Genomic DNA, 17,442 nt, shown 5'->3' on the forward strand with positions numbered 1-17,442 from the left:
TTAAGAACGTTTCTCAATGAGTCTTCCAACAAAAAAGATTAAAACACCCAACGTCAGGAAGCCTATTTCAACGCTCATTGCTTTGGATTCACTGTAATTGAAGGGATTGGCACAACCTAAATAGAGTCCGGCGCCTAAGCATGCGATCCCCATCAGTTCCAAAGTCTTACCGATATAATACACAAATTCTCCAATACTCTTTGTATCGTGCTTTATTGACGGTAATAGGGGTTGGGTAACCCAACCCCTGCGTTAATGACTTAGTAGAGACGCTTGACGTGTCCCCACTGGATTAATTTTTGGTGTCTGCTGGGTTCAATCCGGGCTGTAAAGATGAGATCCGGGATAAAATCGTTGTCCTCCGTGTAGCCTTCTGGAACCCAACCAATTTTATTTTCGAGATGCCCGCCATCAACATCGTGGTAAGCAATGTCGAATCCAATACTATTCCCTTTTCTCGCGAGATCGTCAAGTCGGAAACTCAACTCACACGTCTGTCCATCATTTCCCCATGCCACTCGCGTCAGTGGGTACTTTAACGTATCCATCTCCTTTTGAATCGGAATCTCAAAACGGTAGAGCGCATCCTTTCGTCCTGAGTGATGTGGGTCTATGTGGAGGATGAGGTGGTCTTCACGAAGGAGTTTGGTCTTACGCGTTTCAAGTTGGTCGTCCAGTATTTTGATGGCGACATACAGGAAACCGTTCCGCCAAACCGCCGCAAAAGAGCCGCTGAAATCAGGAGACTCAGGCAAGTGTTCGCCAGTAATTAGATTTTTGTCTAATTTTCCAGGGATGACCTGCTCCCAAACCGGATCGTCGAGGTAGCCATCTACGATAGGCGCGACTGAAACGAAGTCTGCATTGTATTGAAAATTTTGAAGATTCGCCCCCGTGATATGCCCTAATGCACAAGGCACTGTTAGGAATAGGAGGCTAACTACCGCAAGGATAGGTCTATTAAAGTTCATGAATTCCCCCTTTTTAGGATAATTCATTGGATCGGGCTCGCTTAGATAAGAGAGCCGTATCCCTCATTTTCCCGCCCTCTATAGTCAGAGGATTTCAATAGGTTTAACTTTGTATTATTTTATATTGGCAATGTGTGTTGGAGATTATCCGTTTTGATGTTGATTAACAGTTCTGTTGCATCTGTTTCTACGTTCCTTCGTTAAAAGTATACCGTAAATCCAATTATTTATCCAGTTAAAATTACACGATATGAGCGCGAAACCCTTAAAATAGTCGTTTTTTGTAAATTCGGTTGAAATTTGAAAAAAAATCTGTTATACTTTTAAACATGTTTTGAAATCACATTTTTGTCCGAGATCAGATTTTAAATAGAGAGGCACTTGGTTGTGAACAAAAATACAAGAAGCATGGTGATTTGGTGGCTGATTATTGCGGGGATCGTTGTCTTCGGCATCTATCAGTTATTTAACCGCAGAGACCCCGTCTATCAGTTGGCGACCTCTGATTTTCACCAGTATATAAAGCGCGGACCAGATCTATTTGATGGGTATCTGCTGTTAGATCAGGAATGGGTTGAGGGACGTTTTTACGCAGAGAGTGTGAACCAAATACGCAGTGACATCCTGAGTGCCGTGCCGCTTGAAGAACAGGAAACCCATTTTCCCCCGAATTGGGAAGGCGAATTTAGAGCAAGCCGTGATGCACTTGATGAATATGACATTCAGGCAAAACTTGATGAATATGGTATTGACTATAACGTCAAGCCGCCATCTAAGTTTCCTCAAGGGTTGATTATCTTCGGGACGACGATCATACCGCTTCTCATCTTTTTAGGGCTGATGATTTTCTTGTCACGGCAAATGCAAGGGAGCGGAAATCGCGCCCTCTCTTTCGGTAAAAGTCGCGCAAGGCTCCATTCCGAGAATCAAAACAAGATTACCTTTGAAGATGTCGCAGGGGTTGATGAGGCAAAAGACGCACTTGAAGAGGTTATTGAGTTCCTTAAAGCACCGAAAAAATTTGAACGTCTCGGCGGTAGAATTCCTAAAGGAGTCCTACTGATGGGACCCCCAGGCACGGGGAAGACTATGCTCGCGCAAGCCGTCGCAGGCGAAGCGGATGTCCCCTTCTATAGCATCAGCGGGTCCGATTTCGTTGAGATGTTCGTTGGTGTTGGTGCCTCTCGTGTTCGGGACCTCTTTGAAACGGGAAAGAAAAACGCGCCGTGTATTATTTTTATTGATGAACTCGATGCAGTCGGCAGACACCGAGGAGCAGGTATCGGCGGCGGACACGATGAACGTGAACAGACTTTAAACCAACTCCTCGTTGAAATGCAGGGGTTCGACGCATCAGAAGGTGTGATTCTCATCGCCGCAACGAACCGTCCCGACGTCTTAGATCCAGCACTCCTACGTCCCGGTAGATTTGATCGACAAATTGTCGTCGACCTTCCCGATGTTCGCGGAAGAGAGGCAATCCTCAAAGTCCATACAAAACAGCCTTATAAACTTGCCGAAGATGTCAATTTGGATCTTTTAGCGAAGGCGACACCTGGCTTCTCCGGGGCTGACCTTGAAAATATGGCAAATGAAGCCGCACTCCTTGCAGCAAGACACGACAAAGAACAGATTGACATGCTCTGCTTTGACGAGGCGAAAGACCGAGTCCTGATGGGACCAGAACGCCGAAGCCTCGTGATTAGTGAGGAAGAGAGGCGCGTTACTGCCTATCACGAAGCCGGGCATGCGCTTATGTTACATTTCGTGCCAGAGAGCGATCCGAATTATAAGTGTACGATTGTTCCCCGCGGTAGAGCACTCGGTGTCACAGCAAAACTTCCACTTGAAGAACGCCATAACATGAGCAGAAAACGACTCCTCGCTCACATTATTTTTGCACTCGGTGGTCGGGTCGCTGAAGAAATTATTTTTGGTGAGCAGACGACAGGTGCGCAAAATGACTTTGAGCAAGCGACGAGCCTCGCACGTCGGATGGTTACCCAGTGGGGCATGAGCCACATGGGACCCCTCACTTTCGGCAGACGCGACGAACAGGTCTTTCTTGGCAAGGAATTGGCTGTCCATCAGGATTATAGCGAAAAAACTGCTATTGAGATTGATCAGGCTGTCCACGATATCGTCATGGAGTGCTATAAAAAGGCACGTGATATTTTGGAAACCAATTTGGATGGATTGAAGTTACTCGCAGATGCGTTATTAGAACGTGAAACGCTTGTTACTGAAGAGATTGATGAAATCCTCGGACCCCGACCTCAACTTCCCGCGAAACCGATTATATGATTTGTCGTGGGAAAACACTCACTTTAGGTAGAAATACGCATGTGATGGGCATCTTGAACGTCACGCCGGACTCTTTTTCCGATGGCGGACGCTATCTTGATGTCCAACAAGCGGTCGCGCATGCCGAGACGATGATTGCTGAAGGTGCTACCCTCATCGATGTCGGTGGCGAATCTTCACGTCCAGGGGCATCACCAGTATCGGTTGATGAAGAATTAGCACGGGTCGTTCCGGTCATTGATGCACTCGCTGATACTGTGGACGTTTTCATTTCTGTTGATACGTCCAAAGCAAAGGTGGCGCAGTGTGCACTTGAGGCAGGCGCACATATTGTTAATGACATCACTGCCCTGAGTGGCGATCCTGACATGGCGGTAGTCGTCGCTGAGATGGAAGCCGGTGTTGTTCTGATGCACATGAATGGGACACCGCGCACAATGCAGCAGGCACCCGAATATGAAGATGTCGTTAACGAGATTCACGCATGGCTAAAAAAAAAGATTCAGAATGCTGAGGCACACGGTATCGCTGCCGAACGCATTATTATTGACCCAGGCATCGGTTTTGGTAAAACGACAGCGCATAACCTTCAGCTCCTGAAGCGTCTTTCGGAGTTTCAAGTGCTAAACAGACCGCTGCTTATCGGCACTTCGCGTAAATCGTTTATCGGCAATATTTTAGATGTTCCGATGACGGAGCGCGTTGAAGGCACAGCAGCGACGGTGTGTTGGGCAATCGCACACGGAGCAGACATTGTCCGTGTCCATGATGTAAAAGCAAATGTTCGTGCTGCACAAATGACGGATGCCCTCTATAGATAGATCGATGCATCAGCAAAAAATTCAGGGAATCGGTATTGATATTGTTGAAGTGGAACGGATTCGAGAGGCATCTCGTCGATGGGGGGCGCGCTTTGAACAGCGGGTTTATACGCAACAAGAACTCGCGTATTGTGGAGACGCGCCGAGCCGATATTGGCGACTCGCTGCCCGTTTTGCTGCAAAAGAAGCAGCCCTGAAAGCACTCGGCACAGGTCTGATTGCCGGTATGCGTTGGAGAGACGTAGAGATCAAGGCGAATGCTGTCGGGAAACCTGAACTTATTTTGCACGGCGAAGTCCGACGGTATGCCGACGCACGGAATATCAATTTAATATTCGTTTCTATGTCCCATACAAATGTGTATGCTGTCGCGCAGGTAACCCTCTGCTCCGCTTGATTCGGTGTGCGTTCCTATACCCAACTCCCGTATTTTTAGAAAGTTAACGTTTTGGTGTGAGGTAAAAGTGAAATACATTCACAGTTCAGTTGTCCTTGTCTTCTATTTTCTCGTTTGTAGTAGTGTCGCTTTTGCTGAGAACATGACCGCCACAACGAATGGGTTTCTCAAGCAGCTCCTCGGTGCCGAATATCACGGAATGGGAGGCAGCTTCGCGGGTGTAACCCGTGGAGCAGACGCACTCGGGAACAACCCCGCGGGTATCAGTACCCCAGCCGGAAACAGGTTTGTCGTTCATACAATCCGTTTTCCACGCACGATTACCCTTCTCGCTAAACCGAATGACGACGCTACTTATGAGGACTACAGTCGGTTTGAACAGCGCGCCTCTGGCATTGAAATGCTCAACTGGGTCTTTCCAATGGGTAAATTCGGCGCATTTGGGTTCGCATTTGCTTTTGGGCAAGAAGGTTCCTTTCGACGCGTTGACTATCTTGGAAAAGCGGTCAATAGTTTTCCCGAAAATAATCTCGCTATCGGTTTCGGCTATGGGGTAAATATCCTTCGCAACACTGTTATCGGGTTTGACGCGAAATGGCTGCGTTCAAAAGTTGTTGATGTTGACGCGAAAGAGCATCTCGGACACGGTTATGCCTATAACGTCGGTATTATTCAGCAATTTGACAGTGGAATCCACATCGGTATTGCGGCGCGGAACCTAAGCAATGGGCTCTCCTTTTCTAATGTTGAAATTCCTGATAGAATAGAACGCACAATTGTTGTTGGTATTGCCTATCACCGCGAATTGTCAAACGTATCATTACGGGTCGGTTTAGACACACATCCACCCTTCCGCGATGGCATTCGGGCAAATGTCGGGGCAGAACTGTGGTATAAAAATTGGATTGGTGGTAGGATTGGGTATCTCAGGCACACTGAAAAACGCTACGCCTCGGTCTTTCTACTTCAAGACGCTGCCTTTGAAACGCAGGAACGACTCTGGAAGGCGGAAGGGATATGTTTCGGGCTGGGTGTCCGAGTCGGCGGCATAACACTAAACGCCGCTTATGTCCCGCAATTCAAACCTACGGTAGAAGAATCAGAACGCCTTCATGTCGTCCAAGGTGAAGCTGTTTATACCTTTTCACTTGGACAAACTTTTTAGCAACGCAAAGACGCGATTCTGACTTATGTCTGACGAATTCGGAGGGATTCGCGATGAATAATATTGAGATAAAATATACAATAACACATGAGTGGGCTGAGATCCTTGATTCAAAGGAGTGTAGCGTCGGGATCACCGAGCGCGCCCAGGAAATCTATAGCAACATCATTTTTATTGAATTGCCGTCTCTTGGTGAATTTGAGCAAGACGAGATTATGGGACACCTCGAAACCTCTGATGGCAGAAATTTCTATATCCACGCACCTGTCAGTGGTGAGGTTTATGAGGTCAACACCGCTCTTGAGGATGATATTGAACTCCTCAACCGTTTCCCTGAAGGTGACGGTTGGATTTGTAAACTCCGTATTGAGAATCCAAGTGAGATAGAAGCACTCCTCACACTCCCTGAATATGAGGCGTATGAGGAGGAAGAACTCAATGAAGAGGAGTACCTACCAGAAACTGATTTTTACGAAAATATTGAGGATTATTAGACACAAATAAGTCTTGAGAAGGAACCCTATGTCACAAACAGAAAAAATTCGGATTGGACACAGTCCCGATTCCGACGATGCATTTATGTTCTATGCTCTTGCCAAAGGGCTGATTTCAACTGGACCCTTTGAAATTGTTCATGTTATTGAAGATATTGAGACTTTGAATCAGCGGGCACTCGCTGCTGAACTCGAAGTCACGGCAATCTCTGTTCACGCTTACGCCTATGTCGCCAAGGATTACGCACTGATGCCCTGCGGCGCAAGCATCGGAGACCGATATGGACCGCTTGTTGTTGCTAAGGCACCGATGGATACCCTTGAAGGGAAACGCATCGCTATTCCAGGCAAAATGACGACTGCTTACCTTACATTGAGCCTTTTCCAACCTGATTTTCAGGCAGAGACTCGTCCCTTTGATAAAATATTAGATGCCGTTCAACAGGACGAAGTGGATGCCGGACTCATTATTCATGAGGGACAATTGACTTATGCCCGTGAAGGGCTTCACAAGGTTATCGATTTAGGAGAGTGGTGGCACGAGGAAACAGGACTTCCCTTACCCCTCGGTGCGAACGTCATACGCCGCAACCTCGGCACTGAGAAAATTCGCCAAATAACAGCACTGCTCAAGCAGAGCATTCAATATTCACTTGAACATCGAGCGCGTGGGTTAGAATACGCTATGACCTATGCGCGTGACATGGAGACCGCACTGGCTGATAAGTTCGTCGGGATGTATGTCAATGACTATACCCTTGATTATGGTGAGAAGGGGAGAGCTGGGGTCCGAGAATTGCTCCACCGCGGCAACGACGCAGGGATCATTCCGCATCGTGTGGAGGCAGATTTTGTCACACTTGAATAGTGAAGATTTTAATCTCCGTCAGGCGAGGTTCACGCCTCGCTACTTTCCTCACCTAAAGAAAGAACTATGGACGCGAAACGCCGCAGATATTTCCATTTAGAAAATGCTGATGGTAAAAAACTTGTCTACGGTGTTCTCTATGATGAAGGAAATGTACAAGTCCTCTGGCGGGTAGACCAAGGCTACACGGCAGAGTAGTATTCATCTCTAACGCTCGTCCTTGGCTTGATGCCGGACATCGTTGCGCTTCGTTTTGAAGATAGCGATGGATAAAACGAAAAAATAGGTGTGCCGCTACAGGCAGACCGAGCGTCTAACGCAGCCTTCGATCGGCTAATTTAATAATCTCTCCATTTTCCTGAGCGATATACATATAGCCCAACCCATCCAATACAACGCCTTCTTGTTCATCACCGGGTAAGAGGTATTGCCCCAGGATTGTGCCTTCCTTTTTCAGTTCCACCAACAAGTTGCTTGCATCGCTGACTAAGACTAGGTGATCACCTTGTGAATCATAAGCCAACCCTGAAATATCAATGAAATTCATCCGGTAGGCGTTAATAATAGTGCCTTCTGCCTTACGGGCTGTTCCCGAGCGAAGCGGAACACGCACTTCACATATAACCGAGGGTTCATCCTGCGGTTTGAGGCTAAACGATTGATTGCCAACCCAGAAGGTCCCTCCTTCGGGGTGCGAAGCATCTGGGACAAAGGCGATCGCTTCGATACCCATACCCCCTTTTTTCAAGAGCTGTTCGCCTTCAAAATTCCTGTCAATCCTGAATTCCCGCTGAATTGTCAGTGTCTCTGCATCCAATTCTAAGATTGCTTCGTCATCTTCAACCACAGCGTATAGCATACCCGTATCCGAGTTCACTGTAATGCCTTCAAGGTCGCGTTCGCTCAATCCTTTCGATTGAACCAGAGTACCGTCTAACCGAACTTCATGAATACTCCCAGAATCGTCGGCGATAAATAGGCTCCGCCGGACTGCGTGATAAGTAATACCTGAAGGCTCCGCAATTTGTGATTTTGTGATATTACCAACCCAGCTATACGGGAGCGCAACTGGACGGGACTCCGCCGTCTCTTTCGTCGCTGACTCTTCCAGCTGAGTAAGAAAGTAGACAAGACCCGCACCGATACCTGTAATAAAAATGATTAAGAGCACTCTTTTATAGGACATGTGGATCCCTCTTTCCAGTTGACGAGGTTTCCTAACCCCGTTTTTCACAATCTCGTAACGACTGTAACTTTAACTATAAAAGCATTCTCTACAGGCTTTACAGGTACTTTATCATATTCTTTCTGACTAATTCAAGAGAAAACGTAAAACTTAAGAGCTGTTTGGTTTTCAAAAGGAAAAGTATTTTTTCCTTGACAAACTGTGTCTGCTAATTGTATTTTAATTAAACTTGCAGTTTGGTTCACAAGCGACGCGATGACGCGCTACCGTCAAATTCGCGTGTTTTGGTTAGCTGATGTATGCGCTTTCTGAGAGCACTTGTGAAATCGAACCGCTATGCTTTCGTATAGCGGTGATACCAGAAATAGGGATCGCTTATGACTAACATGCCGAGGCTCGTCGTTGAAGTTTTTGAACATGTGAATTTTCAAGGACGCAAAGTAACGCTCATTGAATCGGTGCCAAATACAGGCGAAATCGGGGCACAAGACATTATCTCCTCGATCAAAATCTATAAGGGCCCTGGGTTCAACGCGTCTCCAAACTATAAAGCTATCTTCCATGAGCATGAAGACTATAAGGGTCGCCGGTTGGTACTTCCACCCGGATTTTATCCGAATATCCACGATATCCCCTACAATTTCGGGGACGCAATCACGGCTATCAGTTTTAGTCCATCAGCGCATCCAACACCGCCTGAATATGGGGCTGTCCCAGTTATCATCGAAGTGTTTCGTAATGTAGACTATAGCGGACAGCGGAGTGTTATCATGCGCGATGTCAGTTCAATGTTTGACATCGGTATGAATGATACGGTCTCCTCCATTCGTATCCAGCGCGGCCCGAGTTTTCCATTCAGCGGATGTCATGTTGTTTTTTATGAACACGTCAATTTTGAAGGACGTCGTTTGAATCTGAATTTAAGTTCACGAGAATTCCAGTTAGCACTTCGCAATCTTAGGGATCTTCCACATTCGCAGTCATTTTCAGATATTATTTCCTCTATAAAGATTGTTCCATTAGGTGTATTCCGAGTCTTGGTTGTTGTTGGCGATAATAGATCGGGCGAGCCAGCAGTGTTAGAATCGCTTACCACAATCGAAGGATTAGAATTCCAATTCACTACTGTGCATATCAACGATAATCCTGACAATCATGGGGATGCCAATAATGCCGTCAAACTTTCAAGCATTGTGCTTTCAGATTATGATATCGTCTGGTTTACCTGGTTCGCAACCGGACACGACGGTGAATATTTCCTTGAAGATGCTGATCAGGCGATTCAAGACTTTGTTCGTAAGGGTGGGATCGTCTGGGCTTCCGCAATGGATAATAATATCATACCGCCCGATGGAGTCCATACTACTGAACCGCAATGGCGTGGAGACTGGCTTCCTGTTGATCGACACCCGATACATGTTACGAACTCTAACGATAGCAATGTGCGGGTTACGGATGACGGGCAGAAAACCGGCATGTTTACTTGGCCCCATAAGGTTAATGTTGATACGCTCGTAACCGACGATCACTGGGTGACAAACGACAGAAGCTATCGGAAATTAGCAGTCAGAGAGGATAACGGGGACGCTGTGAGTCTACAGTTACAGTGGGGCGAAGGCTATTATGTCACTTTTGCTGTGGACACTCGCGATGCATATCGCACAACAATAGCGAAACCTCTTATTGAAAATACTTTGTGCTACTTAGCGAATCTCGCATGGCAGACTTCTCCGCGTCAACCGCTCAAGGGGCGTTACCGGACGCACCTCAGCAGCGATACAATCTTCCGGTGAAAATTTGTAGGCACGCTCGCACAAGACACACTAGTGCCTCTGTTCTATTCTATACATTATAGGAGAATTGAATGCGTTTCATTGCTGTTATTGTCTTCTTGATCGCCGTAGCCATTGCTGTTGGATGGTTTGCCTTCAAAAATCTCGACAGTTTTGGGCAGAGCGGAGTGATGCGTATACTCGGATTTACGCTACTCGTCCTGCTCGCTATCTTGGCGGCATTTGTTGCTATGGTCATCCGATACCGGATACCTAAAGCTGATGTCGCACTCGTACGGACGGGTGGTTCCAAAGAGAAAATCAGTATTACCGGCGGTCTCTGGGTTAACACTATCATCCATGAAATCAAGGAAATTTCTCTTAATACCATGCGAATTGAGGCGATCCGTGAGGGACCAGAGGCGTTGATTACCTATGATTTCAACCGGGGTGATGTAGAAGTCGTTTTCTATCTTAAAGTTGAACCGAATCAAACCGATATTTTGCGCGCAGCTCAGGCACTTGGTGATAAATCTATGACCCCTGAAACTGTCCGTGAATTGATTGAACCTAAACTTGAAGGTGCTTTACGGAGCGTCGCCGCCGAAAGCGAAATCCAAGATCTCCTCCAGAAACGTCAAGAGTTTGGGGATAAAGTTCAAGCAGCATGCGGCGAGGACTTGCAGATCCAAAACGGTTTGACGCTTGAGACTGTTTCGATTATCCGAGTAGATCAAACGCCTGTTGAAACGCTGGACGCTGAAAACCGGTTTGATGCTGTCGGTATTCGTGAAATTACCGAAATTACAGCCGAGCAGGAACGAGAAAAAGAACGTATCGTTCAGGAAAAAGAGGTCGCTATCGTTCAAATTGAAGTTGATGCCCGTATCCAAAAACTTGAAGCAGAACAGGAACAGGCATGGGCTGAATCCGACCAACAAAAGAACATCGCTATCTATGCCGCTGAACGAGAAGCGGAAACTCTCAAATTCCAATTTGAGATGGAACAGGGTGTCCAAGAGCGCGAATACGAGATGAAGCAAGAAGTGGAGCGCGCCCGTATCACCCAAGAACAGATCGTCCAAGAACGCGAAATTGAGATGAATCGCGACATCCAAGTCGCTCAAGTCCAACAAGAGCAAGTCGTCCAAGAACGTGAAATTGAGAAAAATCTCATCGTCGAAACACAACAGATTGAGCAGTCGAAAGTTGTACAACTTGCCGAAATCCAACAACATCTTACCGTCCAGATGCAGAAAATTGAACAGGAACAGACGATTGCTGTTCGTGAGATAGAGAAGGAACTGGCGGTAGAGAAGGCGCGTATTGCCCAAGAAGAGGGTGTGTCTTTACGAGATATCGAGCGCGAATTAGCGGTGCAGACGGCGCGCTTCAGTCAAGAGCAACAAGTTCAACAGCGTGAGATTGAGAAGAATCTCGTCGTGGAAACCGCACAGATTGACCAGATGCGACAAGTTGAACTCGCTGAGATTGCGAAAGTGTTGGTGGTCGAAGTGACACGCATTGCTCAGGAACAACAGGTATCAATCCGGGACATTGAAAAGGAACTCATGGTAGAAAAGGCGCGTATTGCCCAAGAAGAGGGCGTGTCTTTACGCGATATCGAGCGCGACCTGCTGGTGCAGACGACCCGCTTCGGTCAAGAGCAACAGGTTCAGCAGCGTGAGATTGAGAAGAATCTCGTCGTGGAAACCGCACAGATTGATCAGATGCGACAAGTTGAACTCGCTGAGATTGCGAAAGTGTTGGCGGTCGAGGTGACACGTATCGCACAAGAACAACAAGTAGAAATTCGTGATGTTGAAAAGGAACTCATGGTAGAGAAGGCACGTATTGCCCAAGAAGAGGGTGTGTCTTTACGCGATATCGAGCGCGACCTGCTGGTGCAGACGACCCGCTTCGGTCAAGAGCAACAGGTTCAGCAGCGTGAGATTGAGAAGAATCTCGTCGTGGAAACCGCACAGATTGACCAGATGCGACAAGTTGAACTTGCCGAGATTGCGAAAACACTAACAGTCGAGCAGTCCCGAATCAATCAGGAATTACGTGTCGCTTTAAGCGATGAGGATCGGAAGATTGACGTTGCCAATAAGCAGCAGGTAACCGCACTTGCTGAGAAGGAGCAATTAGTTGCTGAAGCCGAACGTATGGGGGCGGAAGTGAATGTGACTGCCATGGAACAAGTCAAAGAGGCTGAATGGCAGCGTGAGGTTGCGATTATCGGTGCCGAGGCACAAGCACAGCCCATTGAACGTCTCGCCGATGCCGTACTTGCTGAAGCGAGAGCGAAAGCACAAGGCGAGATGGCTGAATATGAAGCCCGAAATGTTGCTGAACAACGCGTCCTTGTCCAAGAGGCTGTTATGGAACTCATTGACGAATTCCCAGATATCGTCGAACAAATGATGCGACCCGTTGAGAAAATTGATAGCATCAAAATTTTGGACATGGGAAACAATGACGGCACAGGTGGCATTAATCGAAGCAATATGGGTAGACTCGCAAATGCATTACTCGATACAGGTGCTATCTCTCCGATGCTTAAAGAACTCTTTAACTTCGCCGATGTCGATGCGCAGCAGATTACTGATAAAATCGCTGAATATCTGGCGGACCTCGTTAATCGTCCCGATTGATTTTTAGTGGCTATCGGCTGACCACTGGGAACCGACCCCCATAGGAAAAAGACCATGCGACATCAGAAACAGTTGACATCAAGAAGGCGACCCAGACGCCAGCGATGTCGCACCTGCCGATCTGATAATGGTAAACGCTTATGTCCAGCACTCAACGGTATGTTGATCTGTCCAGAATGCTGTAGAGCCAAACGGGCAAAGATTCCGGGGTGCGACGAGAGATGTCAGTACTATTCACCCCTACTTGTGTCAAGTAAGACAAATCGACCCTTGGATTTTCCTGTCCATCGATGTCTTGTCAGCCGTTCTCAGGACACTGGTATGCTAATCGTGGTTGGGACTCGAAAACGTCCAGACGGAAATTTGAAGGCGATGTTTGTCTTGCTGGATCTGTGGAAAAAAGGGATTCGAGACTGTTTTTTTGATGCCAACCTTTCTGAGAAAGAGTTTGAACGTGTCTCGCGGAAAATCGCAAAGCACTATAATCTCTTAGAATCCACCGATCCTGAAGATGCGGACGAACCCGAAGAACTCGTGCGGCTGCCGAAAGATACACTTGTCATTGAGGCGAATGCGGCAGTTCACTTAGATAAGGGTGTGAGAATTGTGGAGCATGAGGAAGCTTCCGAGGGCTTTGCTATTGACAGTATGCACGGTGCCCGCGCGATTCATGAGATTTACATCCCAAAGATTGGAAACTGGTACGTCTATCTTCGTGTTCTCTTTGGAAGAGGCGACGATTCTTATTGGATCGGTATGGACGACGCAATCGCGCACCCTTGGGATCGAGATGGGGGTCCAGGGGCAATCCGGGTTTGTCCAGAACCAGACGATACCACGAAATGGGGACGTTGGCTCTGGCATACCGGTCTCGAAAGCGTGGTGAGCAGCGGCGACAGGCAAGGGAACAGACCCGCCTTTTTCCGTGTTGAACGCACCGGCTACCATCGCCTTTGGTCGAAAGGTAGAGAGGACGGTTCGCGTCTCGACCAGATTTTGCTCACTCGCACCCGCGATTTTGATCCTGAAGTCGAGACAGACGGTAGATCGCTCCCCATTAGACATTCACAACAACTTTACGAGCCGGTTTCCATCTATGAATCCCAGAAATTAATTCGCCACGCCGTCCAAATTGCGACCGCTGTTAAGACCGAATTACCGTGGGAATTTAAATACGCGCTTCACGATGTTTGGGGCGACATCACCCAATTTCCTGAAACAGAAGGATCGCTCTACAAATGTCCGAAATGCGAAGCGGATCTGCCACAGCAGGCGGTTGACCTCATGATACAACATGCCCAATCCGATGACATCCAGTTCTACATCTTATGCCGGAAGTGCGGGGGTGAGTTTGATTAAGTCTTTTGGAAAGCTCCTTTACATCTTTCTTCAGTTCATACCTATGCAAATTTTTCAGACCTTTATTGTTTGTGTCACAACCATTATCCTGTTTTCTACACCAAGTATAGCTGCACCACCGAACCCTTATCTCTATTTCCATGAAGATTCCACAAGTGGTGAGTTAGTCCCCAAAGCACCTCAAAGTCGGGACGAATTTCTTGAAGCACTTGATGGGTGTTGTTTGGCACGGGAGCAAGGCATCTTACAATCCGATGGCATAGAATACGTTCTCGCCTTAAAGATAGATTTTGCCGACATGCCCGGAAGTAGAGAGGGCGCAGCATTTGACGCATATCTCTACGCCTCAGAAGGTATTTCCCTTAAGACCTATTATCGAGAGAACTCTTATGGGCAGATGGACATACAGCCCGGGCCTATGGGAGGCGTTGTCCCCACTGGTAATACGTGGGTTCGGGCTAAAAAACCGATGACATATTACGGCGAAGGTGCTAGAATCGTGGAACGCTACCGCGAATTGGTTCGAGAAGCATGCGAGGCGGTGGATTCAACCGTCGATTTCTCGCAATATGATAGAGATAACGATGGAATTGTTGACCATGTTTTCTTAATTCATGCTGGTAATAATCAAGCGGCATCTGGTGTTACTGATGACATCTGGTCTATTCTAACAAAAGGTGTTAACGGGGTTTACGACGGTGTTCGCGTGGATACTGCTGCAGTCGTCGCGGAGGAACCCGATCTTGAGCATCCGCATTTGGGAATCTATTTTCACGAGTTTTTCCACGATTTCGGGGCACCCGATGTTTACGGATTTAGTTTCACGGACGCTCGCGATCACAAATGGGGCTTGATGGGTGCCTTCGGTCCCTATCAAGGTCCAGACGGTTTGGGGATTAGACCCAGTCATATCTCAGGATACCTCAAGTGGGATTTCGATGCCAGACCTGAAAACGGACGCCTCGGCTGGATTCAACCGGTTCAGATAACACGGAATCAGAAAATTGACGTACCCAGTTTTGAACTGATGCCGGGATCTGATAAACTTTTTAAAATTGATATTCAGTCATCAGCGCGGACGCTTCGCGGTGAAGCCACGGAATTCTTTCTCATAGAAAATAGAAACAAAGCCTCAGGCGCAACTTTTGATACCTACCTACCTGAGTCTGGTCTATTAATCTGGCATATTGATGAAACTGAGACCTATCCGCTTGGAAGTTTCGATGCTTCTCAGCAGATATGGCTCGAAGACCCAACTGATCCTGAGCATCTCGGCATCTCTCAGCAAGATGGTGATGAATTTATAGACTTACAAGCCATTACTGACGGGGCTGCTTATTCCGCAGACGATGGTCAGACTGCCTTTACCCCAGGGACTCTCCCGAATAGTAATGCCAATGATGGCACTGTTACCGGTATCTCTATTACGAACATTGGACCGGAAGGGTTAACGATTCCGATCTTAGTTTCGTTCGGTGATACTTACGAACCAAACGATACGTTCGCAAGTGCATTTCCAATCGCTTATGGAGAAACCTACGAATCCTTTCTCTTCAGTCTGACGGATACACGCGATGTATACAAACTCGAAGCCGTCCACGGCGTTACTATTTTGGTGACACTTGCTGACATCCCGCCAAACAAAAATTATCGTTTATCCCTTCAGGCAGAGACAGGCGAGGTGCGTGCTATAGCCGAAAACGCTACCGACATCGCTGGATTGAGAATCCTGTATCAACCGAATACGACAGAAATATTCTATCTTGTTGTAGAATCGGATGGGAGTTTCAGCAGCACCGATTCCTATCGGCTGCGTGTAGACCAACTTCAGGCAGAACCCTTTGCGCTTACAGAGATGCGCGTCTATCCAAATCCACTCCGTTCCGGTGAGGACGTGGTAACCTTTGCTTATCGTTTGTCTGCTTCCCAAGTTGCAGATAACGTCAACCTTGAGATTTTTATTCCGACGGGTGACCTCGTTTATAGTGAAACGCGCGAAAATGTAGCTGCGCAAGGGAAGTTTGAATGGCGCGGCACAACTCGCAACGGCACACCCCTTGCATCAGGCATCTATGTTTACCGTGTTTCTGCTCGGCAAGCGGATCTACTCGTTCAAGAAATTGGAAAGTTAAGCATTGTGAAATGAGTATTGCAAATTCTTCGCACATATTTCTTGACTAAAAATTGCAGTTGTGCTAATTTAGTCAATAAAATCAGTTTTAGGCACATCGTCTATCCTTATCCTGATGTGCTTGCAATCAGCTGTAGGTGCTTCGCGCAAGAATGACTTGAATGCGCCACAGAGTAGGATATGAAATATAAACCTGCCATTTATAGGATGGTAGCCCAGGAGGCAATATTATCAATGAAATGGATGAATAAATTCACAGTACTCAATCTCCTCTTGCTATTTGCTCTCGCATTTAGCGTCGCAGGTTGTGGAACAGCACTGAGCAGCTTGTCACCCATTCAACCCGTCCATAACATAGCGGATGCCATGGCGGAACAAGCCGCAAAGCCGGACGAAGAGATAGTCGTTCCTGCTGTTCCCTCGGAGGACCTCGCTAAACCTGTGTTGAACAAGTACGGTATGGATACAGTCGGATTCCGTGTTGGAAAAGCACGCAATGCCAATATGGAAGCGATAACCTATATTTTCGCATTTGACGAATACGCACACGCCAACGACCAGTGGAGCAGCTTCCTCAACGAATGGACAGAAACCCAAGTCCAAATCGAAACCGGAACCGGTGAAGATAGGAAGGTTGTTGACATCGTCATGATGTCTGATAAACCCGACCTGTTTGAAGTACAGTCCAGACAACCCATCCTGACGAAAACACGGGATGGTATTACCGTTTCTATCGCATATTGGCGGCGGACGGATCTCGACCGGAAATACAACCGTGGCAACGCTTTCTCGCCTTTTTATGAAACGGAGGCTCTTTCCCAAAGCGACAAAACTGATGTGTTTTACGTCAAGATTACTAACAATCGAGAACAACACATCATCTTTGATGTGAAAAAATGCACGATTGTTGACCAGGGTGAGAACGTCTATAGCGGGATGAATTATGACGACTTAGAGGAGCGTTTCACATACATGGCGCGCGCGACAGGCCTCTATGTAAAAAATGGTCTTGAAATAGCACGACGGATCTTAATGGAGAAACGGATGCCTATCGTTGAGAAACAGGTGGGAACGCGCCGAACAGGTGTCCAACCGGGTGAAAGTGCTGAAGGTTTCGTGCCGTTCACCCAAATAAAGTTGAATGCTACTGATTTAAAGGTTATCCTACCCATCGAAAAGGCACCGCCGCCGGGAGGGGCACAGCGTTATCAAACGATAGAATTTGAATTCCCTTTCATGCATGATAGAGGTATTCGCACTGCGCAGCCATCCCCGAGGCGTTATTAAATCGCTGAGATAAGTTGTGCTACGTGTTAT

Annotated in this window: 14 protein-coding genes and 1 pseudogene; 12 read left to right on the top strand and 3 right to left on the bottom strand. The window is 47.2% G+C overall.

Translation table 11 applies throughout. From position 1 onward, the window contains the following. On the bottom strand, positions 1-183 hold the full coding sequence (locus OXN25_23250) for a hypothetical protein (protein ID MDE0427785.1): 183 nt from the start codon (positions 181-183) through the stop codon (positions 1-3). A gap of 77 nt (positions 184-260) precedes the next feature. Further along, positions 261-971: a hypothetical protein gene (locus tag OXN25_23255; protein MDE0427786.1), complete on the bottom strand. Its 711-nt coding sequence runs from the start codon at positions 969-971 to the stop codon at positions 261-263. Between the two features lie 711 nt (positions 972-1,682). Here OXN25_23255 and ftsH point away from each other — a divergent pair. The 7 genes and pseudogenes from ftsH (at position 1,683) to OXN25_23290 (ending at position 7,218) form a co-directional block, all read left to right on the top strand. Next, positions 1,683-3,275, top strand: a pseudogene (gene ftsH, locus OXN25_23260) (ATP-dependent zinc metalloprotease FtsH). Next, positions 3,272-4,096 carry a dihydropteroate synthase gene (folP, locus tag OXN25_23265; GenBank protein MDE0427787.1) on the top strand — a complete coding sequence of 275 codons (825 nt, stop codon included), beginning with the start codon at positions 3,272-3,274 and terminating at the stop codon, positions 4,094-4,096. The pseudogene ftsH and the gene folP overlap by 4 nt, the downstream one beginning before the upstream one ends. Before the next feature lie 4 nt (positions 4,097-4,100). Then, positions 4,101-4,493 (top strand): holo-ACP synthase, encoded by a 393-nt coding sequence (acpS, locus tag OXN25_23270; GenBank protein ID MDE0427788.1) that lies wholly within the window; start codon positions 4,101-4,103, stop codon positions 4,491-4,493. A 67-nt stretch (positions 4,494-4,560) separates the two neighbouring features. Beyond that, positions 4,561-5,658 carry a hypothetical protein gene (locus OXN25_23275; GenBank protein ID MDE0427789.1) on the top strand — a complete coding sequence of 366 codons (1,098 nt, stop codon included), beginning with the start codon at positions 4,561-4,563 and terminating at the stop codon, positions 5,656-5,658. Positions 5,659-5,711: 53 nt separating this feature from the next. Then, complete coding sequence (locus OXN25_23280) at positions 5,712-6,152, top strand: glycine cleavage system protein H (GenBank protein ID MDE0427790.1); 441 nt, start codon at positions 5,712-5,714, stop codon at positions 6,150-6,152. Positions 6,153-6,180: 28 nt separating this feature from the next. Further along, a complete protein-coding gene (locus tag OXN25_23285) occupies positions 6,181-7,020 on the top strand; it encodes an ABC transporter substrate-binding protein (GenBank protein ID MDE0427791.1) in 840 nt (279 codons plus the stop codon). Between the two features lie 66 nt (positions 7,021-7,086). Next, on the top strand, positions 7,087-7,218 hold the full coding sequence (locus tag OXN25_23290; protein MDE0427792.1) for a hypothetical protein: 132 nt from the start codon (positions 7,087-7,089) through the stop codon (positions 7,216-7,218). Between the two features lie 115 nt (positions 7,219-7,333). On the opposite strand, the gene OXN25_23295 is transcribed toward OXN25_23290, so the two are convergent. Beyond that, positions 7,334-8,206: an SdiA-regulated domain-containing protein gene (locus OXN25_23295; GenBank protein ID MDE0427793.1), complete on the bottom strand. Its 873-nt coding sequence runs from the start codon at positions 8,204-8,206 to the stop codon at positions 7,334-7,336. A gap of 377 nt (positions 8,207-8,583) precedes the next feature. Here OXN25_23295 and OXN25_23300 point away from each other — a divergent pair, with 377 nt between their 5' ends. The 5 genes from OXN25_23300 to OXN25_23320 all read left to right on the top strand — a co-directional run bounded on the left by OXN25_23300 (position 8,584) and on the right by OXN25_23320 (position 17,412). Continuing rightward, entirely contained in the window at positions 8,584-9,999 is a 1,416-nt protein-coding gene (locus tag OXN25_23300) for a beta/gamma crystallin-related protein (GenBank protein ID MDE0427794.1), read from the top strand. A gap of 71 nt (positions 10,000-10,070) precedes the next feature. Further along, positions 10,071-12,635 (top strand): SPFH domain-containing protein, encoded by a 2,565-nt coding sequence (locus tag OXN25_23305; GenBank protein MDE0427795.1) that lies wholly within the window; start codon positions 10,071-10,073, stop codon positions 12,633-12,635. Between the two features lie 54 nt (positions 12,636-12,689). Then, a complete protein-coding gene (locus tag OXN25_23310; GenBank protein ID MDE0427796.1) occupies positions 12,690-13,994 on the top strand; it encodes a hypothetical protein in 1,305 nt (434 codons plus the stop codon). Next, positions 13,930-16,140 (top strand): M6 family metalloprotease domain-containing protein, encoded by a 2,211-nt coding sequence (locus tag OXN25_23315; GenBank protein MDE0427797.1) that lies wholly within the window; start codon positions 13,930-13,932, stop codon positions 16,138-16,140. The genes OXN25_23310 and OXN25_23315 overlap by 65 nt, the downstream gene beginning before the upstream one ends. A gap of 219 nt (positions 16,141-16,359) precedes the next feature. Continuing rightward, positions 16,360-17,412, top strand: coding sequence for a hypothetical protein (locus OXN25_23320; GenBank protein MDE0427798.1), 1,053 nt, complete (start codon positions 16,360-16,362; stop codon positions 17,410-17,412). Positions 17,413-17,442 lie beyond the last annotated feature (30 nt).

The sequence above is a fragment of the Candidatus Poribacteria bacterium genome (assembly GCA_028820845.1).
GTDB lineage: Bacteria > Poribacteria > WGA-4E > WGA-4E > WGA-3G > WGA-3G.

Bases quoted from the DNA above. Each gene is read 5' to 3' on its own strand.
- OXN25_23255 (MDE0427786.1), bottom strand. From the start codon at position 971: ATGAACTTTAATAGACCTATCCTTGCGGTAGTTAGCCTCCTATTCCTA.
- folP (MDE0427787.1), top strand. From the start codon at position 3,272: ATGATTTGTCGTGGGAAAACACTCACTTTAGGTAGAAATACGCATGTG.
- acpS (MDE0427788.1), top strand. From the start codon at position 4,101: ATGCATCAGCAAAAAATTCAGGGAATCGGTATTGATATTGTTGAAGTG.
- OXN25_23280 (MDE0427790.1), top strand. From the start codon at position 5,712: ATGAATAATATTGAGATAAAATATACAATAACACATGAGTGGGCTGAG.
- OXN25_23285 (MDE0427791.1), top strand. From the start codon at position 6,181: ATGTCACAAACAGAAAAAATTCGGATTGGACACAGTCCCGATTCCGAC.
- OXN25_23290 (MDE0427792.1), top strand. From the start codon at position 7,087: ATGGACGCGAAACGCCGCAGATATTTCCATTTAGAAAATGCTGATGGT.
- OXN25_23295 (MDE0427793.1), bottom strand. From the start codon at position 8,206: ATGTCCTATAAAAGAGTGCTCTTAATCATTTTTATTACAGGTATCGGT.
- OXN25_23300 (MDE0427794.1), top strand. From the start codon at position 8,584: ATGACTAACATGCCGAGGCTCGTCGTTGAAGTTTTTGAACATGTGAAT.
- OXN25_23305 (MDE0427795.1), top strand. From the start codon at position 10,071: ATGCGTTTCATTGCTGTTATTGTCTTCTTGATCGCCGTAGCCATTGCT.
- OXN25_23310 (MDE0427796.1), top strand. From the start codon at position 12,690: ATGCGACATCAGAAACAGTTGACATCAAGAAGGCGACCCAGACGCCAG.
- OXN25_23315 (MDE0427797.1), top strand. From the start codon at position 13,930: ATGCCCAATCCGATGACATCCAGTTCTACATCTTATGCCGGAAGTGCG.
- OXN25_23320 (MDE0427798.1), top strand. From the start codon at position 16,360: ATGAAATGGATGAATAAATTCACAGTACTCAATCTCCTCTTGCTATTT.